The sequence below is a fragment of the Candidatus Symbiopectobacterium sp. NZEC135 genome (assembly GCF_025962695.1).
Genome location: NZ_JAGFPF010000810.1, coordinates 1 through 918, shown reverse-complemented (window position 1 = coordinate 918; position 918 = coordinate 1). Strand labels below are relative to the sequence as shown.

Genomic DNA, 918 nt, shown 5'->3' with positions numbered 1-918 from the left:
ACATCCTTTCTTATCACTCCAGAAGCAGGGAAAGATTACGATCTGAATTACGACCAGAAAGAAAACAGTAAAATATGTGTTTTGCACTTCAATGAAATTGTCCGCGACCCTACAACAGGGGTAACCGTGTTAAAACCCGCCCCTTATCAAGTTAAAAAGAAATATAATCAGGGCTTCGATGACTAGTATATGCAAAGCCGCCTATCTCCTTTCAATGGTGTTGTCGTTATCGGGGTGTGTTCTGGACGGCGCGCGGTCGCATTCAACCGCATTAGAAGATGTGGATAACGACAATCTGCACACCTTGTTTATCAATGGAAAAACCACCAAGCGCGACGTATTAATCAAGCTCGGTCCTCCCCTCAACAATAAGGGCGATATCGCTACACTGATATGGTTGTATCACTACCGACACGAAAAAAGGCCGCTCTTTCTGCCGAAAGTGGGTCCGCTAGCAGGCCAGGACAAGACGCTATCACTGCGATTTGATGAGAAAGGCGTATTGGCAGACGCGGTTTTGATTGATAAAGCCGCTAACTAACCACCTCAGCGTCACACCGGTTCATGGTCGAATTGGTGTGACACTGTGAACATGCCGTCGCGGTGAGCAAACGCTTATTGCCGCGACGAAAGGTTTTCTTCCTGCGCCAACGGGATACCACGGCGGCTCAGACGCAACGTCATCAGCAAGCCGACGCTCACCAATACCGCCGCCGCCAGATAAATAGCGCCTACGCCGGTGTAGCCCATCATTACTCCAGCCAACGGGCCGACCAATCCAAGGGACAAATCGAGAAACAGCGTATAGGTCGCCAGCGCACTGCCCTGATTTTGCGGTGCAACCACTTTGACCGCCAGTACGCCAAGCGAGGGGAACACCAGCGAGAAACCGGCACCGGCCAGAAAAGCCCCCAGTTC

Annotated in this window: 2 protein-coding genes and 1 pseudogene; 2 read left to right on the top strand and 1 reads right to left on the bottom strand. The window is 51.1% G+C overall.

Annotation, left to right across the window (positions count from 1 at the left end):
- Both J5224_RS30625 and J5224_RS30620 read left to right on the top strand, forming a co-directional pair.
- Positions 1 to 186 (top strand): hypothetical protein (locus J5224_RS30625; RefSeq protein ID WP_264628799.1); only part of this gene is annotated, 186 nt, incomplete at its 5' end.
- A complete protein-coding gene (locus J5224_RS30620) occupies positions 179 to 541 on the top strand; it encodes a hypothetical protein (protein WP_264628798.1) in 363 nt (120 codons plus the stop codon). The genes J5224_RS30625 and J5224_RS30620, both read left to right, overlap by 8 nt.
- Before the next feature lie 74 nt (positions 542 to 615).
- Here J5224_RS30620 and J5224_RS30615 read toward each other — a convergent pair.
- Positions 616 to 918 (bottom strand): annotated as a pseudogene (locus J5224_RS30615) (MFS transporter); the annotation flags it as partial.